Below are 25335 nucleotides of genomic sequence, written 5' to 3'. Positions count from 1 at the left end.
CCGTGATCATGAGGTTGACGGGTCCCAAGGTGATCCACTGGCCCGCCAACCTCATGATCGACGGGGTTGAGCGGTGGCCGGGGGAGGGGCGTCGTTCGGGTCAGTCGGCCAGGGCGGCGTAGACCAGTTGGCGTAGCTGGGAGCGCAGAGGGTACGTGCTCGACGGCAGCAGCTGGGTGAACAGGAGCGCCGTGACCTCCTCGGCCGGGTCCACCCAGAAGGCGGTGCTTGCCACCCCACCCCAGTAGTACTCGCCGACACTGCTCGGCACCCGGCTGGGGATCGGGTCGTCGACCACAGCGAAACCGAGACCGAACCCGATCCCGTCGAGGGTGGTCTCGGCGAAGCCTCCCGTGGACAGGGTGCCCAGATCCTGACCGCCAGGCAGGTGGTTGCGGGTCATGAACCGCACGGTGCGCGGCCCGAGCAGGCGTACGCCGTCCAGCTCGCCGCCGCGCAGCAGCATCTGGGTGAACCGGTGGTAGTCGGCGGCGCTGGAGATCAGACCCCCGCCGCCGGAGTGCAGGACGGGCTTGTGGTGCGCCAGTGAACCGATCCGGTCCTGCCGGACCGCCTGTCCGGTGGTCGGGTCGGGCGCGTACAGCGTGGCCAACCGGTCGGCCCGGTCGCCGTCGACCCACCAATGGGTGTCGGTCATGCCCAACGGACCGAAGATCCGGTCGGCGAAGAACGCGTCGAGGCTCTGCCCGGAGACCACCTCGACCAGCCGGCCGAGCACGTCGGTGGCGACCGAGTAGCCCCAGGCGGTGCCGGGCTGGAAGAGCAGCGGCAGCTCGCCGAACGCCGCGCAGGCGCTGGCCAGGTCGACGTCCGCCGGTGGATACAGGTCGTAGCCTGCGGCCCGGTAGAGCCCGTCGACAACGGAGGTCTGCATGAAGCCGTATGTCAGGCCGGCCGTGTGGGTCAGCAGGTGCCACACCCGGATCGGTTCGACAGCCGGCACCGTGTACGGCTTGAGCACCGAACCCTTCGAGTAGACCCGCAGGTCGGCGAACTCCGGCAGCCAGCGGCTGATCTCGTCGGTCAGCTCGAAGCGGCCCTCCTCCCACAGCATCATGGCCGCGACCGAGGTGACCGGCTTGGTCATCGAGTAGATCCGCCAGAGTGTGTCGGCCTCGACCGGGGCACCCGACTCCCGGTCCCGCAGCCCGTACGTCGAGGAGTGCGCCACCTCGCCGCGCCTGGTGACCACCACCTGCCAGCCGGCGAGCCGCCCGTCGTCGACGTACCTGCCGAAGTGCTCGTCGATCCGCGCGAGCCGCGCCGGGTCGAAGCCGATCTGATCCGGGTCCATGCTCCGAGCCACACTCACGTCGCCGAACCTACTTGGCGGTACCGCAGTACCGGAAGGGGCTACCGGGCGGAGGCGACGTCCTGCCGTCGGCGGGTGGCACTAGCCTGACCGGATGCCGGAGTTGACCGAGGACGTGACCTTCCGCCACGAGGACTGGTACGGCGAGGAGTTCACCGACCGGCATTTCGTCGGCTGCGAGTTCTTCCAGGTCGATCTCACCGAGGCGGTCACGCGGGGCGCTGTCTTCACCGGGTGCACGTTCGGCAACGTGCTGTTCAACGCGTCCCGGCACGTGGATTCGGCATTCACCCGCTGCGTCTTCAAGCGGTGCAACTTCTTCGAGGCGGAGTTCACCGGCTGCAAGCTGGTCGGCAGCACCTTCGTGGAGTGCGACCTTCGTCCGCTGCGGGTCGACGGCGGCGACTGGTCGTTCGTCGCGCTGCCCGGCGCCGACCTGCGCGCCGTCTGGCTGAGTGACGTGCGGATGCGCGAGGTGGACCTGAGCGGCGCCAACCTGACCGGCGCCACCGTGACAGGCGTCGACCTTTCCGGCGCGCAGCTGCAGAAGTGCCGCCTCGGGGGCGCCGACCTGCGGCGCAGCGACCTGACCGCACTCGACCCGACGAGCGTGGAGCGGGCCGGCGCGATCGTGGACCCCGAGCAGGCACTGGTCATCGCACAGGCGCTCGGCTTCCGGATCGGCTGACCGGGCGCGTACCGGTCGGTGCGGCCTCGGAGGTCCGCCAGCCGGTCCCACCCAGGCTGGGCAGGACTTGTCCGATACCGTCCGGTTCCGGACTGGACACGCCCACCCGTCCGGATCTAGCGTGTCGACCACGCCGGTGCAAACGTGAGACGGCCCACAGTGGACGGTGCGATCCGCCGCGGCCGATCGCGGTCGGGCGGCGGAGTGGAGGGGTCGGTGGCGGACGAGGACCGCACGCGGGCGCAGTCCCAGGGCGCGAACGAGCCGACCCACCGGCCGGCGTCGCACCGGGCGCACGCCGTCGACGCCGCGCAGAACCGCAGCGCACTGCGCAGGATCGCCCGCGCCCGGCGGAGGAGGCGGTGGGCCCTGGAGGGCATCGCCGCGCTCGTCTGCCTGATCGTCCTGGGTACGTACCTCGGCACGCGCGCCGCACCGGAGCCCGACGGCGACGCGGGCGGGGGGCCGGGTGGCGCGCCGGCCGGAGCGTCCCGGCCGACAGGCTTTCCCGGCGCCGAGGGACGTACCAACGAGGCTGGTCCGGCGACGCCGGGTCTGCGCCCCCGGGAGCGCCCGCCCTCGCCCGACCCCACCCCCAGCGCGCCCGCTCCGCCGTCCGCCCCGCCGCCCAGGGCGCCAGCGGCGCCGGTGCTGTCGGTGAGCCAGGTGGAGGCGCCCGCCGAGATCGACCTGAGCGCCGTGGGTGCCCGGGACTGGATGCACTGGGGGCTGCGCGGCGGCAACTCGAAGGTCAGCAAGCGCGCCGGCACGGGGGAGATCGTCGACGCCGGCGGCAGGGGCAACCGCGTCGCCTGGGACGGCAACCAGGAGGTGGTCCGCTGGTCCGACGGCACGCCGGAGCGAACCGTCGGCGGCAGCTCGAACGGCGTCTACACCTGCGGTGTCGGCAACGGTTTCAGCCTCGCGGTCGAGGGCAGTGGCGAGCCGCGCACCGTCCACCTGTACGCCGGGACGTGGATGGCGCGCGGTCGGCTCGACGCACGACTGTCCACCGGAGGGCCGATCAGCACCGTGCGACTGGAGGACCCGTACACCAGTCGGAGCGCCCAGTTCACCATCCGGTTCGTCCTGCCCAGGGGCGCCCGGCTGGTGGTGACCTGGACGGTGGAGAAGGTCTTCACCGAGCACTGCGGCAACGTCGGCCTCCAGGCCGTCGCGCTGCGCTGATCGGGCCGGCTGCGCTGATCGGCCGGTCGGGTCCACGAGCTGGGACAGTTTGTCCGTCGCGCTTGGTCGATGGCGTCGTAACTTTCTGCTATCCCGTCCGCCCATCCACTGTGGAGGCAGCGCAGATGAGCAGCAGTACCGCCCACCGCGTCCATCCCGCCGTTTCCCCCGGCGCCGATGAGGTGCCCGGGGAGGTGCTCCGCGACATTCCCCTGCCGCCGTACGTCACGGGCGAGGACGCCCAGTTCGCGGTGCGGGCGGTGGTGGTGCACGCGCCCCGACGGTGGTCCGGCGGAGTGGTGTGCCGCAACGACGCCAGCCCGCACCCGTGCCGGTTGCACCGCTGGGGCACGAGGGTGCTGGCGCTGCGCGGGCTGCGGGCCGCCGAGATCGCCGCGCTCATCGAGCGCGGCGATCCCGCGGCGGTTCCCCCCACACCGGACCGCCCGGCCTGAACGTCGGCGGAGGCACGCGCCCCCGCCGTCGTTCAGCAGGTGATGGGCTTGACCCAGGAGCACTCCACGCCCTCCGGGGTACGCGGCGTGTCCGGCACTGAAGGCGGCGCCACCCGTGCGGTGCTGGTGCCGCCTTCGCGATGACCGGCCAGTGCCACGGCGATCTGATCCTCAAGCGTCTTGACCGACGCCGTCAGATAGTTGTTGAGCAGGATGGAGAACGCCAGCAGGTGACCGTCGGCAGTGGTGACGTAGCCGGACAGGCCGGAAACGCCGGTCAGGCTGCCGGTCTTGGCGTGCACGTTGCCCGCCGCCGGGGTGCCGGCCATCCGGCTGCGCAGCGTGCCGCCGACGAACCGATCAGGCTGCCCGGCGATGGGCAGCGCCGCGTACCAGGTGGCGAACCACGGTTCGGTCCGGACCTCGGCGAGCAGGTCGACGAACTCAGTGGCCGGCACCAGGTTGCGACGCGACAGCCCGGAGCCGTCCCGCTGGCGAAGCGTGCCCGTGTCCATTCCGGTGTCGGCGACGTACTCGCTGATGGCCGTGAGACCGGCGGACCAGGTGCCCGAACCGGACAGCACCCGGCCGATCTCCTTGGTCAACACCTCGGCGTGCCCGTTGTTGGAGAGCTTGAGGAACGGCGTCATCAGCTCGCCCAGGCTCATCGAGTCGTGCCGGGCCACCAGGTGGGCCGTTTCCGGGGTCGGCTGGCCCAGCACGGTCCGGCCGAGCACGCGCACGCCATGCCGGTGCAGGGCGGCCCGGAAGACCTCGGCCGCATAGCCGGTGGGCTCCCAGACGGTCACCCAGTCGCTGGCGGGCTCGTCGCCGACCGCGATCTGGCCGGTCACCACGATCGTGTTGCCGCCGTGTTCGCGTTCGATCGAGATCGAGGTCTCGCCCTCGCTTACCGTCTCGGCGCGGTTGTCGATCCGCACGTACCGGGTGGGTGGGGTGGTGCTCACGACGGGCCTGGCACCGGCCCGGGCGGCCGGCGCGGCGTTCACGATCACGGTGCCCGCGTCGTAGTCGGTGTCCGGCGCGACGGTGAGCGCGGAGACCTGGCCGGCGTAGTAGTACGGCTCGTCGTCCCACGTCCAGTCGGGGCCCAGCCGGGTGTTGTCGTAACGGGTGTCGTCGGCGATCAGGTTGCCGCTGACCACCCGTACGCCGTCGGCGGCGACCTGCGCGGCGAGCGCGTCGTAGTCCGCTGCCAGCATTGTCGGGTCACCGCCGCCGCGCAGGTGGAGATTGCCGGAGAGCAGCCCGCCACGACGCTTACCTGTGGTCTGCACGTCGGTGGTGAACCGGTGCCCGGGGCCGAGCAGTTCCATCGCGGCCGTCGAGGTCAGCAGCTTGGTGTTGGAGGCCGGGATAAGACGTCTGTCGCCGTTGCGGTCGTACAGGGTCTGCCCTGTGCTGGTGTCGACGACGACCACCGACGCCTGGGCGCCGGCCAGCCGGTTGTCGGCGAGGATCGCGTCGATTGTGGCGCGCAGCCGGGTCGTCGCCGGGGTGGGCGACTCGGCGGTGGCGCCGGGCGCGCCAGCGGTGGCCGCGGTGGCGACCAGCGCGAGCAACGCTAGGGCTCGCGGAAAGAGACGGCGATGCATGCGCCGATGCTGCCACGCAGATAATCGCCAGGAAAGAGGCTGGGCCGAAAGTTATTGCCGTTCGGGTTCCGGTGGTCGCCCCACGGACTTGGCGTGCCCGCCCCAGTAGTGCCGCTGCGCGCCCATGGCGAGCGGTGCCACAAGCGCGGCGAGCGCCCCGCCGAGCAGCGGGAAGACGATGAACACCCAGAGTTGGCGCAGGGCCACGCCACCTTCGAAGACGGCCGGGCCGAAGGCGCGAGCCGGATTGACGGCCGCGCCGGTGAGCGTCACGCCGACCAGTTGCGTCGCGGCCAGGGCCAGCCCGATCGCCACTCCGGCGGTGCCCGGGTTCTCGCTGCGACTGGTCACGACCAGGACGACGAGCACGAAGAGGAATGTCAGCACGATCTCCAGGACGGCCGCGCCGCCCCTGTTGATGTGCGCGCCGTACCCGTTCGAGCCCAGCGCTCCGGTCTGGTCCGCCACGTCACCCCAGCGGGTCAGCCCCCAGAGGATGAAGGCGGCCACTGTCGCCCCGGCGAACTGCGCTATCCAGTACGCCACAGCGCCGAGCAGCGAGATCTTTCCGGAGAGCAGCACGCCGAGGGTCACCGCCGGGTTGACGTGGCTGCCGGACAGCGGACCGATCATGTAGACCAGGGCCAGCATGGCGAACCCGAAGGCCAGCGCGACCACCACCACGCCACCCTGGACCCGGGCGGCCACGGCGGCTCCCACGCCGAAGAAGACCAGCAGCAGCGTGCCGAGGAACTCGGCGGCCGCACGGCGGGCATCATCCATTTCCCCAGCCTAGGGGTGATTCAGGCAATTAGGGGCAAAACCGGCTCTGTGACAGGCGTGACGGGCGACCCCGGGCACAGCGAAGGTCATCCCGGCGTTGCACAGCGTGTGGGCAGCCAATCCGTCGACGTCGTGGTGATCGGGGCCGGCCAGGCCGGCCTGAGCGCCGGATACCACCTGCGCCGCACCGGCTTCACCCCGGGAAGCGGCTTCGTCCTCCTCGACGGCGACGACGGGCCGGGCGGCGCCTGGCAGCACCGGTGGCCGACCCTGCGCCTGGACCGGGTGCACGGCTTCCATGACCTGCCCGGGATGCCCTTCCCATCCGCCGACCCGCAGCGCCCGGCCGCCGAGGTGGTCAGCGCCTACTTCGCCCGGTACGAGCGGGCGTTCGGCCTGCCGGTCCGGCGACCGGTACGCGTCCGCGCCGTGCGCTCCCGCCCGGACGGCCGGCTCGACGTCCACAGCGACAACGACACGTGGACGGCGCGGGCGCTGATCAACGCCACAGGCACCTGGACCCGACCGTTCTGGCCGCACTACCCGGGCCGGTCCTCGTTCCGGGGGCAGCAGCTGCACACTGCCGACTACCGGGGGCCCGCGGAGTTCGCCGGCCGTCGTGTCGTGGTGGTGGGCGGCGGTACGTCCGCGGTGCAACTGCTCGCCGAGATCTCCCCGGTCGCGGCCAGCACCACCTGGGTGACCCGCCGCCCACCGCAGTTCACAAGCGGTGAGTTCGGCCCCGAGCTGGGCCGGGCCGCGGTCGCCCGGGTGGAGACCGCGGTACGCGCCGGACGGCCGCCGGGCAGCGTGGTGGGCGTTACAGGTCTGCCGCTCACCCCCGAGATCCGCCGGCTCCAGGAAGACGGCGTTCTCGAACGGCTACCCATCTTCGACCGGATCACGCCCGACGGCGTGACCTGGGCCGACGGGCGGTTCGTCGGGGCCGACGTCATCCTGTGGTGCACGGGCTTCCGCGCCGCGCTGGACCATCTCGCCCCGCTCGGGCTGCGCGCTCCGGGCGGTGGAATCGTCATGGACGGCACCCGTGTCGTCACCGACGACCGGATTCACCTGATCGGTTACGGCCCGTCGGCGAGCACGATCGGCGCCAACCGGGCCGGCCGCGCGGCGGTCAACGAGATTCGCGCGTTGCTCGCACCCGCCCCCGCTCTCGACTGACGTGGCTCTATTTGACGGATCGCCCGACAGCGGGCACCGTGGGCAGGGAAGGGGCCCTCAGCTGCCCCGATCTCGACGCGACGGCGATGCCCGTTCGCCTCTCCTGCCGTCTCCCACGTGTGTCTCGTGCGGGAGGCCGACTGCCCGGTCTGCGCGAAATGCGACCGCGTGCCCATAATCCACGAGGAGTTCCACACATGCTCACCATGACCGACAACGCCGTGCTCGTCATCCGTGACCTTGCCAACCAGCAGGACGTTGCCCAGGACGGCGGGGTGCGGATCGCCGCCGATGCCGACGCCGGGTCGCTCACAGTGGAACTGGTGCCCGAGCCGGAGCAGGGCGACCAGGTGGTCGACAACCAGGGTGCCCGGATCTTCCTCGACGCGGACGCCGTCGAGTTGCTCGGCGACGCCTCGGTGGACGCCACAGTCGACGACGAGGGCATCATCCAGTTCGGCTTCACCGAGCGGCAGTAGCTCCTACCTGGGCGATCGTCCCCGCTGCGGCGGGACCCACCCGGGCGCCGTGTCGTTGTCCGGGCGGGTCAGCGCGGCGAGCACGTGCGCCAGGTGGTGCGACGTGCTCCACGCCGCCCAGTTGGCGGTCGACCCGGCGCCGGCACCTCGGCGGGCCCGGCGCAGCAGCTCGTGGTCGCCCCACGAGAACGCGGCGCCGGTGCTCGGCCAGTGCGGTGCCGCCACCAGCGTGCGGCACAGGTCGGCGAACCGGTCGTCGCCCCGCCCACCTCGCCGCGACCAGCGGTAGACCCACCAGCCGCCGTCAGCTGTGTAGCGCACTGTGGGCAGCCGGTCGCCGGGGTCACCATTGCCAGGTGTGGCCGGACCGACGCCGTAGTCGCCGTAGTCGACCCCGGTGTCGGTCAGTCGCCGCCAGAGCTGCCAGTCCCAGCGGTCCAACCGGACGGGCTCGTCGCTGGGCAGCCGGGACAGGGTGGGCGGCATCCCGCCGGCCGCCACGGTGACCGAGTGCCAGGCGTGGCGGCGGGCCCAGCCCAGCAGCCGCCGTACCCGTGGCTCGGCCACCCGCACGTCTGCCGCGCAGCACACGTCACCTGCGTCCACAAGCAGGTCGCACTGCTCCGGTGCCAGCCCGGTGAACCGCCAGATCCGTTCGACAGCTGTGGTGCTCGCGTCCGGCCCCGCCCGGTCCCGGGCGGCGCGCAGCCGGATCAGCGCCCGCCCGGCGTACTCCCGGGCCGCCGCGCCGTGCGCGACCAGCCGCCTGTCGCTCTCCGCGAGCCCGATCACGGGCATCAGCGGTACGCCCCAACGAACCATTTCCGTGTCGGCCACGTCGGGCAGGTCGGTGACGTCGACGGCCGGCAGCAGACCGGCCGGCAGTCGACGCAGAACGTCCATCGTGGAGCGGTCGGCGACGCTGATCTCCAGGATCGGCGCGAGCAGAGGGGCGGCTGCGGAGTCGACGTGGTTCAACGCCTCCAGTTCGCCGCGTCGGTGGCTGGCGAGGATGGGGCGGTAGACCGGTTGCGCCGCCCGGCCCCCGTGGGCGGGCACCATAATTCAATCTAGCCAGGCATTCGCATGCCTTCCCAACCGTCGACGGGAAAACCCGCTGCCTGACTGTCGGTTCGCCGACTACGCTCGTCCGGTGATCGCGCCAGCCCACCGCTACCGTTCCGAGGACGAGGACAGCGCCCGCTGGGTCGGGTTCCCGTTCCGCGACGGTGACATCGTGATCAGCACCCGGTCCAAGAGCGGCACCACCTGGATGCAGATGATCTGCGCGCTGCTGGTGTTTGGCACCCCGGACCTGCCGGCGCCGCTGACCGAGCTGTCCCCCTGGCTGGACTGGCTGGTCGAGCCTCGCGACGCTGTCTACGGCCGGTTGGCAGCCCAGCCGCACCGACGGTTCATCAAGACGCACACCCCGTTGGACGGGGTGCCACTCGATCCCCGGGTGCACTACGTGGTGGTGGCCCGGCACCCGCTGGACATGGCAGTGTCCCTCTATCACCAGGCCGGCAACCTGGACCGGGCCCGCCTCGCCGAGCTGACCGGTCAGCCTGCCCCGGTCGGGCCACCTCGGAAGCGCCTCCCGGTGGAGCAGTGGCTGCCGAGCTGGGTCGACCGCGAGGTGGACCCCCGTGCCGAGTTGGACTCGCTGCCCGGCGTGCTGTGGCACCTGAGCGACGCCTGGGCCCGCCGGCACGAGCCGAACGTCGAGTTGGTGCACTACGACGATCTCCAGGCCGACCTCGGCGGGCAGATGCGCTTGCTGGCCGACCGGTGGGGCTTCGCGGTGCCCGCCGGGCGCTGGCCCGAGCTTGTGGAGGCTGCCACCTTCGGCCGGATGCGGGAGCGCGCCGACCTCCTCGTTCCGGACACGCGCGGCGTACTGCGGGACCGTGGCGCGTTCTTCCGTCAGGGCCGCTCCGGTCAGGGCCGGGATCTGCTGGACGCGGCCGGCCTGGCCCGCTACCGCGCCCGTACGGCAGCCCTCGCGCCGCCCGACCTGCTCGACTGGCTGCACCGCGACGCCTGACCGACGCGGTCGCGCGGACCGGCCCTGCAGACGAGCGCACGGCGCCGTTCGACACGTGGTCGGAACGTCGCCGCGCTCTGGCCGTCTCCCACCATCGCAGCCGTTTCGGCGGTACGCCAGCGGGGACCTGGCTCGGCCGGCAACTAGCGCCGGTCAGGGTGGTCGATCCCCGTTCCGCACGGATGCAAACCCGCCGGCCGTGGGGAATTCCACCATTTGCCAGTCCCGGCGTGACGAGCCGTCGAACGGGGTATGAGCGGACCATGGAGCATTTCACGATTGCGACAGTCGCCGAGAAGAGCCCGGACTTCCGGCGGGTGCTGTGGACCGGGGACCACACCCAGCTGGTGATCATGACGATCCCGCCGGGTGGGGAGATCGGCGAGGAGGTGCACGAGGGCATCGACCAGATCCTGACCTTCGTCAGCGGCACCGGCGAGGCCCGGGTCGCCGGTGCGAAGCGGGAGGTCGTCGCGGGCGACCTGGTCGTCGTACCGTCCGGCACCAAGCACAACTTCGTCAACACCGGCCCGAACCCGCTCGTGCTCTACACGGTCTACGGCCCGCCGGAGCACGCCGACAAGGCCGTGCACCACACCAAGGAGGAGGCCGACGAGGCCGAGGCCGCCGGCAAGGACGAGCCGCCGGCCTGATCGATCCTCGACCGGGTACCCCCGGCGGGTGGAGCAGCCGCCGATCTCCGATTACGCGTTCCTCTCGGATGCCCGCTCCGGTGCGCTTGTCGGTAAGGACGGATCCGTGGACTGGTGGTGCCCGAGCCGGTTCGACGGAGCGTCCGTGTTTGGCCGGCTGCTCGACCCGAGCGCTGGGCACTTCCGGTTGGCCCCGGCCGGGGCGGGTGGCCCCGGCCACCGGGTGGAGCGGGCGTACCGGCCGGACACGCTTGTGCTGCGGACTGTGCACCACACGCCGCAGGGCAGCGTGGCGGTCACCGACGCGCTGGCCGCCGAGACCGGCGCGCGTGCCCACCAGTTGGGGATGAACTCGCCCGCCGTGCTGGTCCGGGTCGTCGAAGGGCTGTCCGGGCGGGTACGGATGGCGTTGGACTTCGCGCCGCGACCCGAGTACGGCCTGCTCACGCCGTACCTGCACGAACAGCCGGACGGCGGGGTGCTGGCCGGCGCCGGCCCTGTGGTGCTCGTGTTGCGCGCCGGTGACCTACCGCTGCGACCCGACCGGGGCCGGGTGACCCACGAGTTCGAGATCTCCGCCGGGCAGGTGCTCGGAATGGACGTGGCGTTCGGCGAGACGTACGGGGCTCCGCCGGTCCGACTCGACCCGCTGACCGCGCTCGACGAGACGACGCGGGCGTGGGAGGCGTACCGGCAGACGCACTCCTACTCCGGCCGGTACCCCGAACTGGTCCGGCACAGCGCCACGGTGCTGACCGGCCTCACCTACGCCCGCAGCGGCGCGGTCGCCGCGGCGTTGACGACGTCGTTGCCGGAGCAGATCGGCGGCGACCGCAACTACGACTACCGCTTCTCCTGGCTGCGGGACTTCTCGTTGACAATGCGCGCGCTCTGGGTGGCGGCCTGCCCGGACGAGACGTCGCGCCTGTTCGCCTGGGCGGCCCGCTCGATCGGCCGGATCGGCGACGAGCCGGTGCCCGTGCTCTTCGGGCTGGAGGGTGAGCGTGACCTGTCCGAGCATCAGTGCACGCACCTGCGTGGGTACCGCGACAGCTGGCCGGTCCGGATCGGCAACGACGCGTGGCGGCAGCGCCAGCTCGACGTGCCCGGTGAGGTCACCTCGGCGGTGTGGCGGCTGCGTGACTATCTCGGCGCGACCTTCGAGGATGAGTTGGGCGAGATGGTGCTCGGGCTGACCGAGCAGGTCGCCGCGACGTGGCGGCTGCCGGACCGGGGCATGTGGGAGACCCGCGACGAGGAGCGCCACTACCTGTCGTCAAAAGTGCTCTGCTGGCTGGCGATGGACCACGCGGTGCGGCTCGCCGACCGGCTGGGTGACCGGGCCGACCCGGGCCGTTGGGCGGCGGTCCGCGACGACATCCGCGACGCGGTGCTGCGCGAGGGGTGGAACGACCGGATCGGCGCGTTCACAGGCGCGTTCGGCTCGTCGGAGCTGGACGCCTCGGCGCTGATCCTGCCGGTGGCGCATTTTCTGCCGGCCACCGATCCGCGGATGCGGGCGACCATCGAGATGATCGCCCGGGAGCTGGGCTCCGACGACGGCCTGGTCCGGCGGTGGACGACAGACCCCGGCGGCTTCCTGCTGTGCTCGTTCTGGCTGGTGGAGTGCCTCGTGATCGCAGGTGAGCGGAAGCGGGCCACGGAGCTGTTCGAGCGGGTGGTCGGGTTCGCCAACGACGTGGGCCTGTTCAGCGAGCAGATCGACATGGACACCGGGACGCAGCTCGGCAACACGCCCCAGGCGCTGTCGCACGTCGGTCTGATCAACGCTGCCTGGCGGCTGACCGAGCCGGACAGCTACTGATCGAGGCCCGTCTGCGGGCGCAAATCCTGCAACAGACCTGCAAGCGCAATCCATTGACGGTGGTGGTTGGGCAGTCCTAGCCTCAAGGGGGGCGGGAAAGCCCTTTCCCACGGCTTTGATCCCGCTTCACCCGTCCCGGAGCCGGGCCTCCGACGGGGAGAGCACACCGATCCCCCCGCCAGGGCAGCACGTCCTGCCGCACGTCCCCGTACGGACGGTCGAGGGACCACCACCACATGCGCCAAGGAGGACAACTGTGCAGAAGAGACGACTCCCCGGCCGGCGACCACTGCTGCTGGCGGTGGGTGCCGGCGTGACCACCGCGGCCCTCGTCGCGGGCATGACCTCGGCCTTCGCGGCCACTGTCTTCACCGACAACTTCAACGACGGCGACGCCTCCGGCTGGTCCAAGTCGGGTGGCACCTGGGCTGTCGACAGCGCGGGCGTGTTCAACCAGAGCAACGCCGGCAGCGAGTTGGCCCGGCAGTTCGCAGGCGACACCAGTTGGACCAACTACTCCGTGCAGGCCCGGGTCCGCCCGGCGAGCTTCGGCTCGTCCAGTGCCCTGGTCGGGCTGGCCGCCCGGTCCACAAGCAGCACCAAGATGTACCGGCTGGCACTGCTCGGCTCCGGCCGCGCCGAGTTGCAGGCCGTCAACGGAAGCAGCATCACAGCGATCGGCTCCGCGTCGCTGGGCATCAGCACCGGCACCTGGTACACGCTGCGCATCGAGGCCAGCGGCAGCACCATCCGTGGCTTCGTCAACGGCACCCAGATCGCCTCCGGCAGCAACAGCCTGTCCGGTGCGGGTCGGATCGGCCTTGTCACCGCGTACGCCAGCGGCGGCTTCGACGACGTGGCTGTCGACTCGTCCGGCGGTGGCACCCCGACCACCCCGCCGGCCACCACCGCACCTCCGACCAGCGCACCGCCCACCACGCCGGGCCCGACCACAGCGCCGCCCGCGGGCTGGCCGACGCCCACCGGCAGCCAGAAGGTGGACGCGACGATCCCGGTCTCCGGCACCTTCGACGGTGGACTCAAGCGCTACTACGGCATCGGCGACGGTGGGCAGAGCGAGAGCCAGGACCCGATGTTCGAACTGGCCGCCGGGGCCACCCTGCGCAACGTGATCATCGGCGCGCCGGCCGGCGACGGCGTGCACTGCGAGGGCAACTGCACCCTGATCAACGTGTGGTGGGAGGACGTCGGCGAGGACGCCGCCACCTTCCGCGGCGGCACCACCTACACCGTCGACGGCGGTGGCGCCCGGTCCGCCAGCGACAAGGTCTTCCAGCACAACGGCTCGGGCACCGTCTACATCAAGAACTTCCGGGTGGAGAACGCCGGCAAGCTCTACCGGGCCTGCGGCAACTGCTCGACGTCGTACCAGCGACACGTGGTGATCGACAACGTGGTCGTCCGGGACACCGACGCGATCGCCGGCATCAACACCAACTGGGGCGACACCGCCCGCTTCAGCCGGATCACGATCATCGGCGACGCCGACCGGGAGACCTCGATCTGCGTCAAGTACAAGGGCGTGCCGAAGGGCAGCGAGCCGACAAAGATCGGTGAGGGCGCCGACGGCGTCAACTGCTTCTACTCACCGTCCGACATCACCTACCAGTAGCCAGCACGGTGGCACCGGCGCGGCCGCACGGCCCGCCGGTGCCACCAGCTCAGGTCAGCACGGGTACGCCGGAGACGTCCACCGTCTCCGGATACTTCAGACCCGAGCCCGTGTTGAGCACCACCACCCGCTCGTCGGCGCGGATCCAGCCACCGGCGCGCAGGTGCCGTGCCGCCGTCAGGCAGGCCGCCCCCTCCGGGCAGAGCAACAGCCCTTCGCGGGCCGCGAAGTCGCGCAGGTCGGCCAGGATCTCCACGTCGTCGACGGCCACCGCGGTGCCTGCCGACTCCCGCAACGCGGCCAGGATCAACTCGTCGCCCAGGGGTGCCGGCACTGTGATGCCGAACGCCACTGTGCGCGCGTCCTCCCACGGCCGTGCCCGGTCCTCGCCGGCGGCGAACGCCCGCACGATCGGCGCGCAGCCCGTCGACTGCACCGCCACCAGCCGGGGCAGCTTGTCGCCGACCCAGCCCAGCTCCCGGATCTCGTGCAGCGCCTTGTGGATGCCGATCAGCCCGACCCCACCGCCCGTCGGATAGATGATCACGTCCGGGATCTGCCAGCCGAGCTGCTCGACGATCTCGTACCCCATCGTCTTCTTGCCCTCCAGCCGGTAGGGCTCGCGCAGCGTGCCGGCGTCGAAGATCGCCCCGCCCGACTCGGCGATCAGCTCGGCCACCCGCCGGCCGGCGTCGCTGATCAGCCCGTCGACCAACCGCAGATCGGCACCGGCGGCCACGCACTCGCGCCGGCAGATGGTCGGCGCCGCCAGTGGCATCACGATCGTGGCGCCCATCCCGGCCCGCGCCGCGTACGTCGCCCAGGCAGAACCGGCGTTGCCGTTGGTGGGCATCGCGATCCGCTCGACGCCCAGCTCACGCGCCCGGCTGACGCCCACCGCCGCGCCGCGCGCCTTGAACGAGCCGGTCGGGATCAGGCCCTCGTCCTTGACCATCAGGTCCGCGATGCCGATCTCGGCGCCGTACGCCGGGGCGCGCAGCAGCGGCGTCCAGCCCTCGCCGAGCGTGGTGACGTGCCGAGGGTCGCGGACCGGCAGCAGCTCCCGGTAGCGCCACAGGTCGGCCGGGCGCAGACCGAAACGCTCCGGGGCGACCGCCTTCGCCACCGCCGGCAGGTCGTAGCGGGCCAGCAGCGGGGAGCCGCATGCGCAGAGGTTCTGCACCGTGTCGGCGGCGTACTCCAGGCCGCAGCGCGGGCAGTCCAGATGGGTCAGGTACACGTCGCTCCTCGCCATCAGGCCGCGTCGATGCTCTGCCAGCGTCGGCTGCGCCGGCCCGGCTCGTAGACCGAATCCAACCGCTTGGCGATCACACCGGGCAGGCCCTGCTCACGCCCGGTACGTAGCGCCTCGTCGCCGGTGCCGGGGAACCACGCCGGAGTCTGCCAGTGCGTGCCGGTCAAGGCCAGCCCATCGAGGAGTTCCCGGCGTTGCGCGTACGGCACGTCGACGCTGCTCACGCCCTCAAGCCACAGCAGGTCCACGAGCAGGTACTGGGCGCCGGCCGGAACCCGGCTGCCGCTGGCCGGGCGGGCCGGGCGCACCCGACCGGTGCCGTCGATGCGGACCAGCACCCCGTCGAACACCGCCTCGGTGGGCGCCAGCGCCTCGGCCATCGCGCGCAGCCACGGGTAGCCGCCGGTGATGTCCTCGTCGGTCTCGGAGAGCAGCCGCAGCCGCCCGCCGGAGACGTACGCCATGGCCCGCACGCCGTCCCACCGCAGCTCGTAGCCCCAGTCGCCCCGGTCGCGGGGGAGCCTGGTGGCCGGCGTGGCGTGCATGGGGCGGACCAGGTCCGGCATGCTCGTCCAGCCGGACGGCGCGGGGTCGGTGCGCCGGACCATCCAGTCCTTGCCGCCGGTGGCGAAGAGCACGTAGCGGCCGGAGGTCCGATCGCCTGCGAGGGTCACGATCACCTCGTCGTCGCGCCACTTCTCGCGGCGGTAGGTGCCCCGGTCGTGGATGACCATCCGGCCGCCGCCGTACTCGCCGGCGGGGATCTCGCCGGAGAAGTCGAGGTACTCCATCGGGTGGTCCTCGGTGTGCACGGCCAGGTGGTTGCGGCCGGGGTCGCGGGGCAAGCCGCGGGGGACCGCCCAGGACGCCAGCACCCCCTCGTGCTCCAGGCGCAGATCCCAGTGCAGGCTGCGGGCGTGGTGCTGCTGGATGACGAAGCGGCCCTCGCCCTCGCCGGGCTCTGCCGGTGTGGGGCTGCGCGTCGGCACGGGCTCGGGCGTACGGGTCGCGTCCCGCCGTCGCCGGTACTCGTCCAGCCGGTCCTTCACACACGCATTCTCCGACACAGCGGATCGTCGCGCTGCCTGCCGGAGTGTCCGGTTCACTCTGCGGCAGGGGGCGCGGCGGGGTAGAACGGTCCTCATGGACCACACCGACCAGCCCACCGCAATGCTCCCCGGTGACGTGCGGATGCCCCTGCTCGGCTTCGGCACGTGGCAGGCCACCGGCACGGAGGGTTACGAAGCCGTCCTGGCCGCGCTCGACACCGGCTACCGGCACCTCGACACTGCCACCATGTACGGCAACGAGCGGGAAGTCGGCCGGGCGGTGCAGGAGAGCGGGCTGCGTCGGGAGGACATCTTCATCACCACCAAGCTCCCACCGGACCGGGTGGGCCGGGAGAGGGAGACGCTGGAGGCCAGCCTGGAGGCGCTCGGCGTCGACCAGGTGGACCTCTGGTTGATCCACTGGCCCCCGTCGGCCGCCGAGAGCATCCCGATGTGGCGGGAGGTGCTGGCCGCCCGGGACGAGAACCTGACCCGGACGGTAGGGGTGAGCAACTACAGCACCGCGCAGATCGACGAGTTGATCCAGTCGACGGAGGAGAACCCGGCTGTCAACCAGATCCGCTGGGGTCCGATGTTGTACGACCGGCAACGGCACGCCGAGCTGCGGGACCGGGGTGTGGTGCTGGAGGGCTACAGCCCGTTCAAGACCACCGATCTCAGCGACCCGGTGCTGACCCGGATCGCTGGCGCGCACGACGTTTCGCCAGCTCAGGTGGTGTTGCGGTGGCACATCGACCACGAGATCGTGGTGATCCCGAAGTCGGTGACGCCGGAGCGGATCAGCGCCAACTTCGATGTCTTCCACTTCTCGCTGACCGCTGAGGAGATGCGCGACATCGACGCGCTGGCGGGCACCTGATAAGGCGGTTTCCTTCAGCCTGCGTCCGACTGCTGAAAGCTATCGACATAGACGCTCATCGCGGTATAGCGTGCCGGTCATCACGATCGTCGATCCGATCGAGAGCCCGACGTCGTCCGCCGAAGGAGCGCCATGGCCACGTCCCGATCCACCCGTCTGCGCCGCCGCAAAGTGCTCGCCATCCCGGCACTGGTGGCCGCCGCGCTTACCGTCGTCGTCCGGCCCACACCGGCGAGCGCCGCACCGAAGGCCGAGTGCCTGGCCGACCTGCTCGGGGAGTCCTGATGGCCACGATTCCCTGGCTCGTCGACGTGCTGCGCGGTGCCGGGGTCCAGGTCGTCGTCGAGGGAGACTGGCTCAACCGGATGCGGCCGGGCTCCTTCGACCCCATCGGGGTGCTCTGGCACCACACCGCCTCGACCTCCAGCGCCAGCAACCCGCACCCCGCGCTCGGCATCTGCATCAACGGCCGGTCGGATCTGCCCGGCCCGCTCTGCCAGGCGCTCGTCGACTACAACGGCGTCTTCCACGTCATCTCTGCCGGCCGGTGCAACCACGCAGGTGTGAGCGGCGGCAGTGGGCCGATCCCGGCGGGCGACGGCAACACGCTCATGATCGGCTGGGAGATCGACTACAACGGCGTCAACCAGGAGATGACAGCGGCGCAGTACAACGCGTCGATCGCCGCCACCGCCGCCGTGCTCAAGCGACTGGGCCGGGACAGCAGCTACGCCCGGGGCCACCGTGAAACCAGCACCACCGGCAAGATCGACCCGTCCTTCATCGACCTCAATGTGATGCGGGCCGACGTGGCGGCGAAGATGGCCGGCGGTGGCACAGCGTGGTCATCCACGGTGGACAACACTACCGCCGGCAGGTTCACCGCGAGTGCCAACTGGGGCGTCTCGACGTACTCCGGGCAGCGGTACGGCGCCGACTACAGGTACGCGGACCCGGTCGCAGCAAGCGATGTCGCGTGGTACCGGTTCAACGTGCCGGCAACCGCCAGTTACCGCGTCGAAGCCTGGTGGCCGGCGAACGCCGGCTACAACAGCGCCACCCCGTACATCGTCGCCACCAGCAGCGGCAACCGGACGATCACCGTCGACCAGCGGGCCACCGGCGGCCAGTGGCGCAGCCTGGGCACGTTCACGCTGCCCGCTGGCGATGCCAACCGGGTCGGCGTGAGCCGGTGGAGCGGTGCCAGCGGACTGGTCATCGCCGACGCCGTCCGTCTCACCCGACTCTGAACTGGGAGGCCCGCGCCCGCACCCGGCATGGCCGGGCGCGGGCCTTTCGTGTGCGCGTACGACGAAGGGTTTTGAGCAGGAATTACAACAGCGGGTGAGCGCCGAAGGCGAGCTGTCCGCCTTGCCGGTTATGTGATCACGCTTTGTAAAGGTACTTGTGCGTAGAGCGGTCTCATCCCTACAGTCCCCATCAATATCTGAATCACGGGGGAGGGTTTGTGGCACGTCGAAAGACGGCCACCGTTCGCGCATGCCTCGCGGCTGGCGTAGCCGTGCTCACGGCAGCCGCATTAGCGGGCATTCCGGGCGAACCGGCGGAGTATCTTGCCGCCGGTCCGGATGGCGTAACGGGTGGCACAGAGATCAGGTCCGACGAGGCGGTGTCCCTACGGGCCGCCCGCAAGACCGGCAAACCGGTGCAGGTCAAGAGCCTCACCTCCGAAACCACCGAGGTCTATGCCCTGCCCGACGGGCAGTTCAGGGCGGAGCTGTCGCTCGGCCCGACAAGGGTCCGCCGAGGCGACGGTTGGGTCCCGATCGACCTGAACCTTCGGCGAGACCCGGACGGCACCATCCGACCCGCCGCACACCCCTACGACCTCACGATCTCCGGCTCCCAGCCGTCAGGCACCCACGAGCTGGCAGCCGTCGGCAAGGGCGACGACCGGGTGGCGGTCAACTGGGCCGGCGCGCTTCCCGAGCCGCAGCTCAGTGCCGACCGGGCGACGTACGTGGACGCCCTCGCTGGCGTCGACCTCGTCGTCCGGGCCAGCCGCAGCGGCCTGGAGACCCTGTTCGTCGTGAAGAGCCCCGCCGCCCTGAGCCGGGTGGCGAAGCTGTCGCTGCCGGTGACCGGGCGCAACGTCGCGGACGTCCACCGTGGCGTCGGTGGCGACACGACCATCAGGGACAAGACCGGGCGGACCATCGCGACGAGCCCGGCGCTGATGATGTGGGACGCGCGTGTCGATGCCCAGGGCGAGCCCGCCAGCAAGGTGCCGGTCGCCTCGACAGTCGCGAAGGCCGCCGGAGCCGCGGCGGACCACGGATTCGCGCTTACCCTCACACCGGATCAGAAATGGCTCCGCGCCCCGGAGCGGAAGTACCCCATCACGATCGATCCGCAGATCAACCCGCTCTCCACCACGTACGACACGTACGTGCAGGCAAACGAGAGCATCGACCGTGGCAGCGCTGACGACCTGCGTCTCGGCAAGCTCGGCCCCACCGGACCGATAACCCGGTCGTTCGCCCGCTGGGACACCACAGCCCTCGTCGGCAAGCAGATCAACACGGCCACCATCTCGCTGTGGAACTGGTGGTCGGTGCAGTGCGCCGGACGGTCCTGGGAGCTCTGGACGACAGGCGCCATCGCCGACGGCATCGTGTGGAGCAACCAACCGACCTGGACCCACCAGGAGAAGGTGACCACGGCGTCGGCCGGCTTCGACAGCAGCTGTGACGACAACTATGTCGGCGTCTCCGCCACAAGCTTCTTCCAACGGGCGGCCGACGGTGGCGACACCCGCGCCGACATGGGCATACGGGCGACCGACGAGACCGACTCGACGTCCTTCAAGCAGTTCCGGTCCCGCACCTACTCGGTCACCACCACAGTGCCCAAGGCCACCGTCACCTACAACTCGTACCCGACGGTGACCGCCCGTTCGACGGTGCCGGCCTCCACCTGCGCGACAGGCCCCGGCCGTCCCATCGTCAACTCGGTGACCCCGCAGCTCAAGGCCACCGTCGCCGACGCCGACGCGACCGCCATGACCGTCACGTTCGAGTGGTGGGCGATGAACGCCGACGCGGCGATCGGCTCCGACGTCTACACCGGCGTCGCCAACGGCGCCACCGTCGCGACCACGATCCCCGCCGGTGTCTTCGCCGATGGCGGCATCTACCGCTGGCGGGTCAAGGCGTCCGACGGGGTGAGCGGCAGCGACACATGGTCCTCGTTCTGCGAGATGCAGGTCTACACGACGGTGCCGCCCGTGACCGGCTGCACCGCTGGCACGGACAGTGACTTCAACGGCGACGGCGTCGCGGATGTGGCGATCGCCGATCCGGAGGCAGTGGTAAACGGCCAGGTACGCGCCGGTCAGCTGCATGTCAGCTACGGCGGCGGCGCGACGGTGCACACCCTGTACGAGGGAGTCGCCAAGGTGCCCGGCACACCGGAGGCGAGCGACCGCTTCGGCACCGCGATCTCTCCGTACGACGCCAACAACGACGGCTGCACCGACCTCGCCGTGGGCGTTCCCTTCCAGGACGTCAACGGCCTCCAGGACGCCGGCGTGGTGCTCGTGCTGCTCGGCTCACCCGCCGGCCTGGCGCAGGGACCCGCCACGCTGGTCTACCACCAGGACGTCACAAATGTGCCGGACACCGCCGAGGCCCACGACTGGTTCGGCTACGCGGTCGCCGGCAGTCGGACCGCCAGGGGTGTGCCCTACCTCGTCATCGGTGCGCCGGGTGAGGGACTCTCCACCACCGCGCCGGTCAGCGGCATCGTCCACTACATCCGGGGCACCGTGAACGTGGCGATGAGCCAGGGCGCCGGCGTCCCCGGCGCAGCCGAGATCGACGACCGCACCGGGTACGCGGTGGCCGCGTCCAAGCACCACTGGGCTGTCAGCTCTCCGGGCGAGGCGATCGGCACTGCCGAGTTCGCCGGTGCGGTGAACGTCTACAGCCACACGCTCACCAGCGGGCTACCCACGCTCGCCGCCGAACTCAACCAGAACGCGACGTCGGTCTCGGACACCTCCGAGGCAAACGACAACTTCGGCAAGTCGATCGCCATCGCGCCGTACCGGCCAGCCGGAACGGCCGCTGACGCGGCGAGCTCCCTGCTGGTGGTCGGAGTGCCCGGTGAGGACATCGAGCCGGCGCAGTCGGATGCCGGAATGGTGCAGCGCTTCCACATCACCGCCGGCAACACCTACACCGAGGTGGGTCCGGCGATCACCCACAACCCGCAGAACCCGCTCGTGACCGGCGGTGACTACCTGGGCGAGAAGGTCGTTGTGACAAACACGAACCCGTCCGTCGAGAGCACCAACTCGACGATGTTCATGGCGCTGGGGATGCCCGGCAAGGACGGTTCGTCAGGTGACACATCGGTGACCGACTTCGGCCAGGTGTTGGTACTTCCCGCACTTGTCACCTCGATGGGCACGCCGGTGGTGCTCCAACGCAACGGGTCGAGCCTGCCGGGCAGTGTCCGGGCGAGCGAGATCGTCGGCACCTCGTTCGGCGCCACGTCGCAGCGGCTGCTGGTCGGCACCCCGTACGGCACTGACGCCGTCTACGGCTTCACGTGGGCCAGCCTGGCCGGCGGCTCGACGACGCCCAGCCAGACCTGGCAGCCAGGCGTGAACGGGATCCCCGCCAGCGTGAGCACGTTCGGGGCGGCGGTCAACTGATGAAGAGCATGAATTCGCGCAGTACAACGGGGGAGGACCTGGCGGTGGCCGGTCGTACGAGAAAGCGGGGTCGACTCTTCACGCTCGGCCTCATGGCGGGCCTCGCCGGCCTGCTCGCGAGCACCGCCTACGTGGCCGTGCCCGAACCATCCCTGCCGTCCGCGCCGGTGGCCGCAGTGGAAACCGATCCGGTCCGCGACACCGAAGCCGAGGCGCTGATCGCGGCGGCGGACCTCAACCAGCCAGTCGAGGTCCTCGCGCAGCGCGGCGAATACCGGGATGTCTTCGCCCAGCCGGACGGGACGCTGATCGCCAACGAGTACAACCAGGCGGTACGGGTCCTGCAGGGCGACACCTGGGTGCCGGCGAACGCGGCCCTCGTAGCCCAGTCGGACGGGACGATCACGCCGACCGCCGCACTGCTCAACATGCGTCTGTCCGGAGGTGGCACCACGCCCCTCATGGTGATCGAGCGTGACTTCCGGGTCATGACGCTCACCTGGCCGAACGCGCTGCCCACCCCGACCATCAGTGGCGACCAGGCCACCTACCCGGAGGTGTTTCCGGACGTCGACCTGGTGGCCAACGTGACCGTCGAGGGCTTCTCCCACGTCCTGGTGCTGAAGACCCCCGAGGCGGCGAACCTGCCCGAGCTGCGGGACCTCCGGCTCGGGGTGACAGGTGAGGGCCTCGACATCGAAGAGACCGCCGAGGGGGGCGTCGTCGCTCTCGACCCGGCGACCGGCAACCCGGTGATGGAGGCCGACGCCCCGACCATGTGGGACAGCGGCAACCAGGAGGGTGGCGGCGAAGCCCAGCGGGCCTCCGCCGCGACCACCGAGCCAGCGGATCCGAACGACGCCTCGGCGCGGGGCCCGGGGGAGACCTCCCGGGTGGAGCAGGTGGGCCTCGACTACAGCTCCGGCACGCTGAGCCTCACCCCGGACGCCGCGATGCTCGCCGACCCGGCCACCACCTTCCCGGTGTACGTCGACCCGGTGTGGCAGAGCAGCACCAACAGCGCCTGGGCGATGGTCGACAGCGGCTACCCGTCCGAGGAGTACTGGAAGTTCGACACCAAGCGGCACGAGCGCGTCGGTCTCTGCCCGGAGTCCTGCAACAACTCCAAGGTCAAGCGCCTCTTCTACCAGTTGGCCACGCCGTACGCCGGCAAGACCATCCTGGAGGCCAAGTTCCGGGTGACCCTCCAGCACGTCTACAACAGCACTGCCCGTGCGGCTGCTCTCTACCTGATGCCCTCCGGGATCAAGTCCAGTACGAACTGGAGCAACCAGCCCGGCGGATCGAGCTGGTCGGGGGCCACGCACCTCGCGACCAACTCGCCGACAAAGGTGCAGTCGAGCTGCACCTCGACGAACCAGAACACAGAATGGGAAGCCAAACCGGCGGTTCAGCAGGCGGTCAGCAAGGGCTGGAGCAACATCACCCTCGGTCTGCGCTCGGTAAGCGAGACCGCATCCAGCCACACCAAGCGGTTCTGCGACAACGGCGTTCTCTCGGTCCGCTACAACCGCGCCCCGGTGATCGCCAACCAGTCGGAACTCACGATGTCACCCGGTGGTGGCTGCGTGTACGGCACGGGCGCGCCCTACACCGACGTGCCGCCGCGGCTCAACGCCATCCTGCGGGACCCCGACCACTCGTCGGCGCACACCGAGCAGGTGAAGGCCGAGTTCAAGGTCACCTGGACGCCGGCCGGCGGGAGCCTGCAGACCCGCAGCTACGTCACGCCGCTGAAGGCGAGCGGTTCCCTCTTCAACTACTACGTGCCAAGCGACATCGCGCAGAACGTACCGATCTCCTGGGAGGTCCGGGCGAGTGACGGGGTGAGCTGGGGGCCGTGGAGCTCCGAAGGCTCACGCAACGTCTGCCAGTTCTACTACGACAAGACCAGCCCGAGCGCGCCGGACGTGGACTCGCCGGAGTATCTGCCCGGGGATGCCGCCGACACCACAGCGGACTGCCTCGACGACGACCAGTGGCGCGGTTCCATCGGTGTCCAGGGCAGCTTCACCTTCGACTCGGCTGCCACCGACGTGGTCGAGTACGTGTACAACTTCAACGGCGGTGCCTCGACCTCGGTCAAGCCGACCACAAACGGTGGACCGGTGACGATCAGGTGGACGCCCGACAAGGAGGGGCCGCGCCAACTCTTCGTCAAGGCGATTGACATGGCGAAGCGGTCCAGCACCATTGCCACCTGCACCTTCCGGGTGGGTAAGCGCCCGCCGGTTGCGCAGTGGCCGCTGTCGGACATCGCCAGTGCAAGGGCGGCAGACGACCAGATGGGCTCGCACGACGCCAGGATCGGCAGTGGCGTCACGTTCGGCGTACCGGGGTCGCTCGGCACGTGGGACACGGCCGCGACCTTCGACGGCACGTCGAACGCGTACCTCGTCACCGAGAACTCGGTGGTGGGCACCGACCAGAGCTTCTCCATAACGGGCTGGTACCGGGTGGACGACCCCAATCGACGCCAGGTCGCGGTGAGCCAGGACGCCACCGGGGAACCCGGCTTCAGCCTGGGCGTCGAGCAAGGGTCCTGGTTCTTCCGGATGCCCACGAACGACGTCATCAACCTGGGTGAGTGGAAGGTGACGGCGGGTCCGGCGACCACCGCCTGGACGTTCATCACGGCGATCTTCGACGGACCGAACAAGAAGATCTCCCTCCAGGTCGGTTCGGGCACTCCAGCCGTCAAGGACCGGCGTTCGCTGGTCCAGGCCCGAGGTGCTCTGCAGTTCGGCCGCCACACCTTCAAGGGCGGCGGGTACTCCGACTTCTGGAAGGGCGCGATGGCGGACGTCTCCGTGTTCGACCGCCCGGTCGTCGCTGAGGACGTGGCCGGCCTGGAGAAGCACAAGCTTGACCGCAAGGGTTACTGGCAGTTGAGCACCCAGGCCAACAAGTCCAGCCCGAACTACGACGCGGGCGGCGAGGCGTTGCGCCTCGGGCAGGAGAGCAGTCTCGTCCGGGGCAACCCGATCACCGGGATGATGGGCGCCGGTTACCTCCAGTTCCAGGGCCAAGCCGGGCAGTACGCCGAGACGGCCACCCCGCTCATCGACCCGGCGGGCAGTTTCACCATCTCCGCCCGGGTCCGGTTCACGAGCGGCTCGAAGAACCATCCGATGACGGCGATCTCCATCAAGGGCACCAACAACAACAGCGTCGTCGTCCTTCGGGCCAACACCGACGGCCTGTGGGAGATGGCTGCCACCACCGACACCGGCGCCGCGCCGGTGTACGAGGCGACCCAGCACGACCGGGAACCGTCCAGGGTCGGCAAGGGCGACCACATCACCCTTGTCTACAACGGATACAACCGGGAGCTGCTGTTCTACCTCAACGGCCAGGTTCTCGGATTCCAGTTGGAGAAGCCGTTGCCCGCCGTGAGCAACGTCCAGTTCGGCCGGGCCTTCGCCAACGGCAGCGAGCGGGAGAACCTTTCCGGCGCGATAGACGACATCCGGATCTACAACGGCATGGCGGACAAGGTCAAGATCGACCGGACCAGCCTCGTCGTCGAGCAGCCCAACCTCTGACACCACCGGCGTTGGGGCCGTC

20 protein-coding genes are annotated in these 25335 nt (G+C 70.5%); 14 read left to right on the top strand and 6 right to left on the bottom strand.

Translation table 11 applies throughout. From position 1 onward, the window contains the following. Window positions 1-100: 100 nt before the first annotated feature. Window positions 101-1333 (bottom strand): serine hydrolase domain-containing protein, encoded by a 1233-nt coding sequence (locus F4558_RS21310; RefSeq protein WP_167945710.1) that lies wholly within the window; start codon window positions 1331-1333, stop codon window positions 101-103. Window positions 1334-1427: 94 nt separating this feature from the next. On the opposite strand from F4558_RS21310, the gene F4558_RS21305 reads away from it, so the two are divergent. From F4558_RS21305 to F4558_RS21295, 3 genes are all read left to right on the top strand, one after another. Next, window positions 1428-2021, top strand: coding sequence for a pentapeptide repeat-containing protein (locus F4558_RS21305; protein ID WP_053655119.1), 594 nt, complete (start codon window positions 1428-1430; stop codon window positions 2019-2021). Window positions 2022-2237: 216 nt separating this feature from the next. Then, complete coding sequence (locus tag F4558_RS21300; RefSeq protein WP_197281511.1) at window positions 2238-3209, top strand: hypothetical protein; 972 nt, start codon at window positions 2238-2240, stop codon at window positions 3207-3209. Between the two features lie 125 nt (window positions 3210-3334). After that, window positions 3335-3664, top strand: a complete 330-nt coding sequence (locus tag F4558_RS21295; protein ID WP_209273351.1) for a hypothetical protein — start codon at window positions 3335-3337, stop codon at window positions 3662-3664. A 32-nt stretch (window positions 3665-3696) separates the two neighbouring features. Here the strand turns inward: F4558_RS21295 and dacB are convergent, their stop codons facing one another. Beyond that, window positions 3697-5280 (bottom strand): D-alanyl-D-alanine carboxypeptidase/D-alanyl-D-alanine endopeptidase, encoded by a 1584-nt coding sequence (dacB, locus tag F4558_RS21290; RefSeq protein ID WP_167945708.1) that lies wholly within the window; start codon window positions 5278-5280, stop codon window positions 3697-3699. A 51-nt stretch (window positions 5281-5331) separates the two neighbouring features. After that, window positions 5332-6063 (bottom strand): MIP/aquaporin family protein, encoded by a 732-nt coding sequence (locus tag F4558_RS21285; protein ID WP_053655114.1) that lies wholly within the window; start codon window positions 6061-6063, stop codon window positions 5332-5334. Window positions 6064-6171: 108 nt separating this feature from the next. Between F4558_RS21285 and F4558_RS21280 the strand changes: the two genes are divergently transcribed. Both F4558_RS21280 and F4558_RS21275 read left to right on the top strand, forming a co-directional pair. Then, window positions 6172-7245, top strand: coding sequence for an NAD(P)-binding domain-containing protein (locus F4558_RS21280; RefSeq protein WP_167945706.1), 1074 nt, complete (start codon window positions 6172-6174; stop codon window positions 7243-7245). A gap of 197 nt (window positions 7246-7442) precedes the next feature. Beyond that, window positions 7443-7724 carry an adhesin gene (locus tag F4558_RS21275; protein ID WP_053655111.1) on the top strand — a complete coding sequence of 94 codons (282 nt, stop codon included), beginning with the start codon at window positions 7443-7445 and terminating at the stop codon, window positions 7722-7724. 3 nt (window positions 7725-7727) lie between these two features. Here F4558_RS21275 and F4558_RS21270 read toward each other — a convergent pair whose 3' ends face one another. After that, the gene (locus F4558_RS21270; protein ID WP_053655109.1) at window positions 7728-8786 is read right to left on the bottom strand and encodes a beta family protein; all 1059 of its coding nucleotides are present in this window, start codon (window positions 8784-8786) and stop codon (window positions 7728-7730) included. A 91-nt stretch (window positions 8787-8877) separates the two neighbouring features. Between F4558_RS21270 and F4558_RS21265 the strand changes: the two genes are divergently transcribed. From F4558_RS21265 to F4558_RS21250, 4 genes are all read left to right on the top strand, one after another. Then, window positions 8878-9771, top strand: coding sequence for a sulfotransferase domain-containing protein (locus F4558_RS21265; protein WP_053655107.1), 894 nt, complete (start codon window positions 8878-8880; stop codon window positions 9769-9771). A 263-nt stretch (window positions 9772-10034) separates the two neighbouring features. Beyond that, window positions 10035-10424: a cupin domain-containing protein gene (locus tag F4558_RS21260; protein ID WP_053655106.1), complete on the top strand. Its 390-nt coding sequence runs from the start codon at window positions 10035-10037 to the stop codon at window positions 10422-10424. Window positions 10425-10452: 28 nt separating this feature from the next. After that, the gene (locus F4558_RS21255; protein ID WP_053655104.1) at window positions 10453-12249 is read left to right on the top strand and encodes a glycoside hydrolase family 15 protein; all 1797 of its coding nucleotides are present in this window, start codon (window positions 10453-10455) and stop codon (window positions 12247-12249) included. Window positions 12250-12505: 256 nt separating this feature from the next. Then, window positions 12506-13882: a pectate lyase gene (locus tag F4558_RS21250; RefSeq protein ID WP_167945704.1), complete on the top strand. Its 1377-nt coding sequence runs from the start codon at window positions 12506-12508 to the stop codon at window positions 13880-13882. Window positions 13883-13931: 49 nt separating this feature from the next. Here F4558_RS21250 and F4558_RS21245 read toward each other — a convergent pair whose 3' ends face one another. Together F4558_RS21245 and F4558_RS21240 are read right to left on the bottom strand one after the other, a co-directional pair. Beyond that, a complete protein-coding gene (locus F4558_RS21245; RefSeq protein ID WP_053655235.1) occupies window positions 13932-15122 on the bottom strand; it encodes a threonine synthase in 1191 nt (396 codons plus the stop codon). Between the two features lie 14 nt (window positions 15123-15136). Next, window positions 15137-16186 carry a DNA polymerase ligase N-terminal domain-containing protein gene (locus F4558_RS21240; protein WP_053655100.1) on the bottom strand — a complete coding sequence of 350 codons (1050 nt, stop codon included), beginning with the start codon at window positions 16184-16186 and terminating at the stop codon, window positions 15137-15139. 94 nt (window positions 16187-16280) lie between these two features. Here F4558_RS21240 and F4558_RS21235 point away from each other — a divergent pair, with 94 nt between their 5' ends. From F4558_RS21235 to F4558_RS21215, 5 genes are all read left to right on the top strand, one after another. Further along, complete coding sequence (locus F4558_RS21235; protein ID WP_053655098.1) at window positions 16281-17066, top strand: aldo/keto reductase; 786 nt, start codon at window positions 16281-16283, stop codon at window positions 17064-17066. 132 nt (window positions 17067-17198) lie between these two features. Further along, complete coding sequence (locus F4558_RS21230) at window positions 17199-17351, top strand: hypothetical protein (protein ID WP_167945702.1); 153 nt, start codon at window positions 17199-17201, stop codon at window positions 17349-17351. Next, complete coding sequence (locus tag F4558_RS21225; protein ID WP_053655096.1) at window positions 17351-18316, top strand: golvesin C-terminal-like domain-containing protein; 966 nt, start codon at window positions 17351-17353, stop codon at window positions 18314-18316. Before F4558_RS21230 ends, F4558_RS21225 begins: the two co-directional genes overlap by 1 nt. 272 nt (window positions 18317-18588) lie before the next feature. Then, window positions 18589-21747, top strand: a complete 3159-nt coding sequence (locus F4558_RS21220) for a DNRLRE domain-containing protein (RefSeq protein WP_312877446.1) — start codon at window positions 18589-18591, stop codon at window positions 21745-21747. Between the two features lie 92 nt (window positions 21748-21839). Then, window positions 21840-25313: a LamG-like jellyroll fold domain-containing protein gene (locus F4558_RS21215; RefSeq protein ID WP_197281510.1), complete on the top strand. Its 3474-nt coding sequence runs from the start codon at window positions 21840-21842 to the stop codon at window positions 25311-25313. The last annotated feature ends 22 nt before the right edge of the window (window positions 25314-25335 follow it).

Origin of the sequence: Micromonospora profundi (assembly GCF_011927785.1) — a bacterium.
Taxonomy (GTDB): domain Bacteria; phylum Actinomycetota; class Actinomycetes; order Mycobacteriales; family Micromonosporaceae; genus Micromonospora; species Micromonospora profundi.
The sequence above is the reverse complement of the archived record's forward strand: the minus strand, read 5'-3'. Positions and strand labels throughout refer to the sequence as shown.

Coding starts and splice junctions, on each gene's coding strand:
- F4558_RS21305 (WP_053655119.1), top strand. CDS start 1,428: ATGCCGGAGTTGACCGAGGACGTGACCTTCCGCCACGAGGACTGGTAC.
- F4558_RS21295 (WP_209273351.1), top strand. CDS start 3,335: ATGAGCAGCAGTACCGCCCACCGCGTCCATCCCGCCGTTTCCCCCGGC.
- dacB (WP_167945708.1), bottom strand. CDS start 5,280: ATGCATCGCCGTCTCTTTCCGCGAGCCCTAGCGTTGCTCGCGCTGGTC.
- F4558_RS21285 (WP_053655114.1), bottom strand. CDS start 6,063: ATGGATGATGCCCGCCGTGCGGCCGCCGAGTTCCTCGGCACGCTGCTG.
- F4558_RS21275 (WP_053655111.1), top strand. CDS start 7,443: ATGCTCACCATGACCGACAACGCCGTGCTCGTCATCCGTGACCTTGCC.
- F4558_RS21270 (WP_053655109.1), bottom strand. CDS start 8,786: ATGGTGCCCGCCCACGGGGGCCGGGCGGCGCAACCGGTCTACCGCCCC.
- F4558_RS21260 (WP_053655106.1), top strand. CDS start 10,035: ATGGAGCATTTCACGATTGCGACAGTCGCCGAGAAGAGCCCGGACTTC.
- F4558_RS21235 (WP_053655098.1), top strand. CDS start 16,281: ATGGACCACACCGACCAGCCCACCGCAATGCTCCCCGGTGACGTGCGG.
- F4558_RS21230 (WP_167945702.1), top strand. CDS start 17,199: ATGGCCACGTCCCGATCCACCCGTCTGCGCCGCCGCAAAGTGCTCGCC.
- F4558_RS21225 (WP_053655096.1), top strand. CDS start 17,351: ATGGCCACGATTCCCTGGCTCGTCGACGTGCTGCGCGGTGCCGGGGTC.
- F4558_RS21215 (WP_197281510.1), top strand. CDS start 21,840: ATGGCGGGCCTCGCCGGCCTGCTCGCGAGCACCGCCTACGTGGCCGTG.